Origin of the sequence: Stenotrophomonas sp. 3diitr2024, assembly GCF_042136455.1 — a bacterium.
GTDB lineage: Bacteria > Pseudomonadota > Gammaproteobacteria > Xanthomonadales > Xanthomonadaceae > Stenotrophomonas > Stenotrophomonas sepilia.
Genome location: NZ_JBHHMJ010000832.1, coordinates 1 through 7,270, shown reverse-complemented (window position 1 = coordinate 7,270; position 7,270 = coordinate 1). Strand labels below are relative to the sequence as shown.

Below are 7,270 nucleotides of genomic sequence, written 5' to 3'. Positions count from 1 at the left end.
ATCCCTTTCCGCAGGAAAGGGATCTGACCCCATTTCGGTCCCCTGACCGGCCGGTGAAGCCGTCCGTCGGAAAGGTGGCAGCGGACCCCGGAAACCCGGATAATGCACAAAAGCCGGACGGGCCTCCCCGTTCGGCTTTTTCCGTGTCTGGGCCTTCCATCGCCGGCCGCTCCCCGTCTGGAGCCGCCCTCCAGGTGCTGGCCAGCCCCGCCACGGTTTACCCGTCCGCGGCCCCGATGGCCGCAACAAATCGAGGAGCCCGTCATGGGTCAGTCTGTCGTAGTGTTGGGTGCCCAGTGGGGCGATGAAGGCAAGGGCAAGATCGTCGATCTGCTCACTGAGGAAATCGGCGCCGTCGTGCGCTTCCAGGGTGGCCACAATGCCGGCCACACCCTGGTCATCAACGGCAAGAAGACCGTCCTGCACCTGATCCCGTCGGGCATCCTGCGTGACGACGCGCTGTGCCTGATCGGCAACGGCGTGGTGATCTCGCCGGCCGCGCTGCAGAAGGAAATCGCCGAGCTGGAAGCCTCCGGCGTGGAAGTACGTTCGCGCCTGAAGATCTCCCCGGCCGCGCCGCTGATCATGCCGTACCACATCGCTCTGGACCAGGCGCGCGAACGCGCTGCCGGTGGCAAGGCGATCGGCACCACCGGCCGTGGCATCGGCCCGGCCTACGAAGACAAGGTGGCGCGTCGCGGCATCCGCATCGCCGACCTGCATTACCCGAAGCAGCTGGAAGAACTGCTGCGCACCGCGCTGGATTACCACAACTTCGTGCTGACCAAGTATCTGAACACCGATGCGGTCGACTTCCAGAAGACCTTCGACGAGGCGCTGGCCTTCGGCGAATACGTGCAGCCGATGAAGTCCGACGTGGCCGGCATCCTGCACGACCTGCGCAAGCAGGGTAAGCGCGTGCTGTTCGAAGGCGCGCAGGGCGCGCTGCTGGACATCGACCACGGCACCTACCCGTACGTCACCAGCTCCAACACCACCGTCGGTGGCGCGCTGGCCGGTTCCGGCGTTGGCGCCGATTCGATCGACTACGTGCTGGGCATCGCCAAGGCCTACGCCACCCGCGTCGGCGGTGGCCCGTTCCCGACCGAACTGGACGACGAAGTCGGCCAGGGCATCCGTGACCGCGGCGCTGAGTACGGTGCCTCGACCGGCCGCCCGCGTCGTTGCGGCTGGATGGACATCGTCGCACTGAAGCGCGCCGTGGCCATCAACGGCATCAGCGGCCTGTGCATCACCAAGCTGGACGTGCTCGATGGCATGGAAAAGCTGAAGGTCTGCATCGCCTACGAATACAACGGCAAGCGCACCGAATATGCTCCGCTGGATGCGCAGGGCTGGGAAGAGTGCACCCCGGTGTACCTGGAGTTCCCGGGCTGGAGCGAGAACACCCACGGTATCACCCAGTGGGACGAGCTGCCGCCGGCGGCACGCGCCTACCTGCGTTCGCTGGAAGAACTGGCCGGCTGCCCGATCAGCATCGTTTCGACCGGCCCGGACCGCGACCACACCATGGTCCTGCAGGATCCGTTCGCCTGAGTGAGAGACCGGTAGCGCTGGGCCCTGCCTGGCGTCGCAGAAGGAAGAAGCCCCGCGAATGCGGGGCTTTTTCGTTACTGTGTCGCCAGTCCAGTGCCGGCAAGGAAGCGAAGCGATGACCAGGATGCCAGTGTGAAAGGCGAGACCGTGGTGCGGATCACCCTGTGGGTGTTGTGGAGCCTGTGGGGCGTCGCCTGCGTGGTGCTGGCGCTGGGCGCCATCGCCAATCATCTGGCCTCGCGCACCCAGACCCTGCCGCTGCTGCTGAGCCCGGGCGCGACGGCTGAGGTGACGGTCTACCGCCTCATCGATGACCCACTGCGGCTGCGACTGCGGTATGCCGCGGACGGTACTGAGGCTGACCCTGAAGTGCTGCTGCGCATCGATACTCCCACCGATCATGGAGACTTCCGCGCAGAAGAGCGTTCGGGAGTGGCCGGGCAGGGCATCAACCGCAGACTGGCATCGGTTGAATCCAGCGGCCTCATGGCGTCCTACTTTGGTTATGGCCGCGGCGATGCATTGCCACGTGGCCGTTCATGGCTGCGGGTAACCGTGCTGGAGGTGGACCCTGCGCTCGAGGGGCGCGCGGCAGACATCGAGCTGCAGCCACCCTTGAATCTACTGAAGCTGACCGACCTGGACTACGTCTGGCTGTGGCCGTTCTTCTTCTGGAAGGTGGCGGCGCTGTTCCTGCTGATTCCGGGGGCAGCCTTGGCGGTGTTCACGTTCACCTTGCGGCGCTGGCAGCGCCGCACTCCCGCGAGGTAGTGCCAGACCCAGTGTGGTGGCACTCATGGATCACCGGAAACTTGCCCGAGAGGGGTAGGATCATGCCCATACCGGGTAACAACCCGCCGGTCCTTCTGCGCTGACGTCAAAGGGCGGTTCAATTCAGCCGCATCGACCTGCCGTTGGTCTTCATGCGCGGGTGGAGCGTCGCTGCAGTGCGCGCGGCACTGTTGGTTGCGGAGAATCCAGTCTCTACGCGACCACGGCGCTTCATCGGTCTGAACAGGATCTTGTCGCTTTTCACCTTAAATCAACACGGGACGACAGGCGGGAGTCTGCCGGGGATCGCCGCGTGCCAATGGCTGCCGCCACGCATGGCGTCTTGCATGCAGCTTGCGCTGGCGGAGACTCGTCGCCAGCAACATGATGGATGACTACCGTGCGGGTCCTGCACGGTATCTGCCTGCCAATTAGGAGCAATCACATGGGCGCATGGGGACACGGTTCATTTGATAATGACGATGCCTGCGATCTGGCCTGCGATCTGACGGAATGCACGGATCTCTCGATAGTGGAGGAAGCGCTGCGCGCGGCTATCAACCCCGATGATTACCTAGAGGCACCTGAAGCGGGCAGGGCGGTCGCGGCTGCAGAGGTGGTGCTGGCACTGTTGGGCCAGCCGACGGCTGCCATTGCCGAGGAAGAAGCGTTACTCGCTTGGGTCAAGGCATGCAATCAGGTGCCATCGTCAGCGATGTTGTTGCTTGCACAACTCGCTGTCCAGCGTGTACAGGCCGAGGACTGTGAACTGCGGGAATTGAAAGAGGAATCCGACTCGTTGGACGAATGGATGGCCGAAGTGAACAGGCTGCAGGAAGGCCTGCGCGCCGCATGCAGCGTGATCGGCTGACGCGTCAGCGTCCGGCTGCTCGCAGCAATGGGTAGGGGTTGATCGATTCCCCCTTCCACCACTGCCTCTCCGGCCCCAGCACGTGTACCTCAAAATGCAGATGCGGCGCGTCGGCACTGGCGTTGCCGGTGCTGCCTACATAACCGATCACCTCGCCGCGCTTGATCACCTGCTTCTCGGCCAGGCCATCGGCGTAGCGCTGCAGGTGCGCGTAGTAGTAGCACCAATGCCCGCTGGGCTCGAACTGGTAGATCGTCAGTCCACCGCGCTCGCTGTCGAACAGTTTTTCCACCGTGCCATCGGCCACCGCCAGTACCGGCGTACCTGCATCGGCCATGATGTCGATGGCATCGTGTACGCGGCCCTCGCTGCGTGCATCGGTGAAGGTATCGCGCAGCTGCGAGGCCAGGATGCCCTGCACGGGCAGCAGCAGGCCGGACGGTGCACCGGCAGCCTGCGCGGCCGGCGGCGCGGTGGAGGCGGGTGGGGCTGTTGCGCCTGGCGCTAACGGTTCCGTCACCGGCGCGGCGGCCACCGTCGATGGCGCTTCCGGCAGCGCGTCGGTCACCGGCTCATCCATTTCGCGGTGCAGCCACCAACCTGCACCCAATCCCAGCAGAACACCCAGCACGATCAGTTGCGAAAGACGCATCGACTCACTCCTGCATCACGACAGGCACCGAGGTGTCCACTGCGTCGGCCACGCGCAGTGCATCCCAGTTGGTCATGCGTACGCAGCCATGCGACTCGGTCTTGCCCACGTGGCCGGGTTCAGGCGTGCCATGCAAGCCGTAATGCGGCTTGGACAGATCGATCCAGACCCGGCCGACCGGATTGTTCGGGCCGGGCGGCAGCGTGGCTTTCTTTTCCCCCTTGCGGGCATCCCAGAACAGCTTGGGGTTGTAGTGGAACGGCGGGTCGCGGTAAACGCCCAGGATCTTCCATTCGCCGATCGGCAGCGGGTCGTGCTGGCTGCCGGATGACACCGGCACCTGCGCGATCAGCTTGCCCTGCGCGTCCAGTAGCTGCAGCGTGGAGTCGGATTTGTCGACCACGATCCTGGCGGCCTTCGGCAATGCGGCCGGGGCGATGTTGGGGACCTGGATGCGGCTGCCAGCCCTGGTCAGATCCACGCCGGGATTGAGCATCTTCATCAGCTCTGGGGACGCGTGGAAGCGCTCGCCCAGGGCTTCTTCCACACTGCTGTAGCCCAGCGATTTCAGCTTGGCCTGGGCGGCGGGTCCTTTCGGTATCGGCTGGAACGGGCCGGCGACATCCTCAGCAGTCAGCGTGTAGCTGGCCAGCGGCGTGATCGTATCGGCCTGCAGAGCCTTCCAGGTGGCGTCGTCCAGCTCACCCGTTACGGTCAGGCCGTGTGCCGTCTGGAAGCCTGACACCGCCCGCCGCTGGTTGCTGCCTACCTCACCATCAATCTGGCCCGGAGAGAAGTTCGCACGATCCAGCAGCACCTGGGCATGCAGTGCGGAGCGCACTGCGGTGTCCGGGCCAGCCTTCTCGGCAATGGGGGCGGGCAGGTTGGGCGGCGGCGCCTGCGCGAAGGTCGGCGACGCCAGCAGCGAGATTGCGAGCAGGGTGGATCGAGACACAGATGAGCGCATTGGGATCTCCAGCAGGTACGCCGCCACCTTGCCCGCAGGGGGCGCCGAGCCGCCGTGAAAGGGATCTGATGCCCGCATGAGCAGGCATGTCATTGCGGCCGGCTGGCACCGGCAGGTGCCGCTGGGACGGGGACTCACCAAGGTGAACGGTGGCCGACGCCGTCGATGGGCGGCGATCAAGATTGCCTGCCGTGCCGCCGATAAGGCCACATCCCCCCGTTTTGGATACCCCCATGAACTACTTGAGGAACGTCAGGGTTGCCTGGCGTCTTGGGCTGGGCTTTGGCCTGTTGCTGCTGCTGGTTGCCGCCGTAGTGGCCACCGGCGCCACCGCCAGCGTCGTGCAGAAGCGCGCGATGCAGCAGGTGGTCGACGTCAGCGTGGCCAAGGTGCGCCTGTTGTCGCAGATGCTCGACGCCAACAACCAGATGATGGTGGTGCGCCGCGAGATGCTGATCCGCCAGGGCGAAGACCGCGGCAGCGATGAGAAGCGCATTGCCGATCTGGTCAAGCGCTATGAGGCCAGCTGGGCCGCCTACCAGGCGCTGCCAGGCGATGCGGAGGGCAAGGCCATCGCGGAAACCATCGCGGCCAAGCGTGCCATCGCGCGCCCGCTCAACAAGCAGACCAGCGAACTGATGGAGCAGGGCGACTACCCGGGTGCCGTGGCACTGACCCTGGGCCCGGTGCAGGAAGCGGCCAACGGCTGGAACAAGGCACTGTCCGATGGCGTGGACTTCGAGGAGAAGGAAAGCCGTGAGGCTGCCGCCGAGGCGATCCGCCTGGGCGAGCGCAGCCTGCTGCAGCTGCTGGTGCTGGGCGGCGTCGCACTGCTGGTGGGCATCGGTGCCTCGGTGATGATCGGGCGCAGCCTGACCGGTCCGCTGGCGCGCGCGGTGAACCTGGCCGAGCGCCTGTCCAAGGGCCAGCTGGACCAGGAGTTCCGCCTCGGCGGCCGTGACGAACTGACCCAGCTGGGCGAGGCGATGGCCAGCGTGCGCCAGAGTGTGCAGGCGGCGATCGGCGCGCAGCTGCAGATGGCCGAGCAGCACGAGGCCGGCGCAATCCGCTATCGCATGGACGCCAGCGCGTTCCCCGGTGATTTCGGCCGCATGGTGCAGGCCACCAACAGCCTGGTCGAATCGCACGTGCAGGTGGAACTGCTGATGGCCGAGGTGATGCAGCGTTACGCCATGGGTGACCTCAGCCGCGACCTGCCGGACTACCCGGGCGAGAAGGGCACGCTGACCCGCACCCTGGCGGCGGTGAAGCAGAGCCTGATGGCGATCAACGCGCAGATCGATGAACTGGCCCGCGCCGCACGCGCCGGCGATTTCAGCATGCGTGGCGATGCCGCTGCGTTCCAGTACCAGTTCAAGACGATGGTCGAGCACCTCAACGGCATGATGGCCAGTTCGCAGGCCAGCATCGCCGATGTTTCCGACGTGCTGCGCGCGATCTCGCATGGCGACCTGACCGCACGCATGGAGGGCGAGTACGACGGCGTGTTTGCGCGCATGCGCGACGATGCCAACACCACCACCGTGCAGCTGACCGGCATTGTCCGCGGCATCCAGGTGGCTGCCGACAGCATCAACAACGCGGCCCAGGAACTGGCCGCCGGCAACAACGACCTGTCGCGCCGCACCGAGCAGCAGGCCGCGAATCTGGAAGAAGCGGCCGCGTCGATGGAGGAGCTGACCTCCACCGTACGCCAGAACGCCGAACTGGCGCGTCAGGCCGACAGCGAAGCGCATGCCGCCGGTGCCGCCGTGCGCGAGACCGAGCAGGCGATGGCACAGATGGCATCGGTGATGGGCGAAATCGATCAATCCTCGGCGCGCATCTCGGAAATCTCCACGGTGATCGACGGCATCGCGTTCCAAACCAACATCCTGGCGCTGAATGCCGCAGTGGAAGCTGCGCGTGCAGGCGAGCAGGGCCGTGGCTTTGCCGTGGTCGCCAGCGAAGTGCGCACGCTCGCACAGCGTGCCGGTGTCGCCGCCAAGGAGATCAAGGAACTGATCGAGGACGCCGCTTCCAAGGTGAAGAGTGGCCTGGCGGTGACCGTTGAATCGGAAGCCGCGATCGCACGCGTGGCGCAGGCCAGTTCGCGCACCACCCAGCTGATGAGCGACATCGCAGCGGCCAGCAAGGAGCAGGCCGCCGGCATCGAGCAGGTCAACCAGGTGGTGGTGCAGATGGACCAGGTGACCCAGCAGAACGCCGCGCTTGTGGAAGAAGCCACTGCCGCGAGCCGCGCGCTGGAAGAACAGGCGCATGCACTGACCACGTCAGTGGCGGTATTCCAGCTGGAGCAGGGGCCGCGCATGCCGGTCATGCCGGCGCGGGCGGCGTAAGCGACCTGTAACTGGATACTGGATGGCGCCCTGCCTGCGATGTCCCGCATGCAGGGCGTCGACGCACCCCACCGGACCGACGCCGCCGCCCT

General features: G+C 65.7%; 6 protein-coding genes. 4 read left to right on the top strand and 2 right to left on the bottom strand.

Annotated elements, in window-relative coordinates; all coding sequences use genetic code 11:
• Positions 1–264 precede the first annotated feature (264 nt).
• The 3 genes from ABGA94_RS22200 (at position 265) to ABGA94_RS22190 (ending at position 3,199) form a co-directional block, all read left to right on the top strand.
• Positions 265–1,557: an adenylosuccinate synthase gene (locus ABGA94_RS22200; RefSeq protein ID WP_005418326.1), complete on the top strand. Its 1,293-nt coding sequence runs from the start codon at positions 265–267 to the stop codon at positions 1,555–1,557.
• Positions 1,558–1,689: 132 nt separating this feature from the next.
• Positions 1,690–2,328 carry a hypothetical protein gene (locus ABGA94_RS22195; protein WP_005418324.1) on the top strand — a complete coding sequence of 213 codons (639 nt, stop codon included), beginning with the start codon at positions 1,690–1,692 and terminating at the stop codon, positions 2,326–2,328.
• Between the two features lie 445 nt (positions 2,329–2,773).
• Positions 2,774–3,199, top strand: coding sequence for a DUF4259 domain-containing protein (locus ABGA94_RS22190; protein WP_180886269.1), 426 nt, complete (start codon positions 2,774–2,776; stop codon positions 3,197–3,199).
• A gap of 4 nt (positions 3,200–3,203) precedes the next feature.
• Here ABGA94_RS22190 and ABGA94_RS22185 read toward each other — a convergent pair whose 3' ends face one another.
• Complete coding sequence (locus tag ABGA94_RS22185) at positions 3,204–3,851, bottom strand: M23 family metallopeptidase (protein ID WP_111128961.1); 648 nt, start codon at positions 3,849–3,851, stop codon at positions 3,204–3,206.
• 4 nt (positions 3,852–3,855) lie between these two features.
• Positions 3,856–4,818, bottom strand: a complete 963-nt coding sequence (locus ABGA94_RS22180) for a L,D-transpeptidase (RefSeq protein WP_111128963.1) — start codon at positions 4,816–4,818, stop codon at positions 3,856–3,858.
• Between the two features lie 233 nt (positions 4,819–5,051).
• Here ABGA94_RS22180 and ABGA94_RS22175 point away from each other — a divergent pair, with 233 nt between their 5' ends.
• The gene (locus tag ABGA94_RS22175; protein ID WP_375368109.1) at positions 5,052–7,178 is read left to right on the top strand and encodes a methyl-accepting chemotaxis protein; all 2,127 of its coding nucleotides are present in this window, start codon (positions 5,052–5,054) and stop codon (positions 7,176–7,178) included.
• Positions 7,179–7,270: the final 92 nt, after the last annotated feature.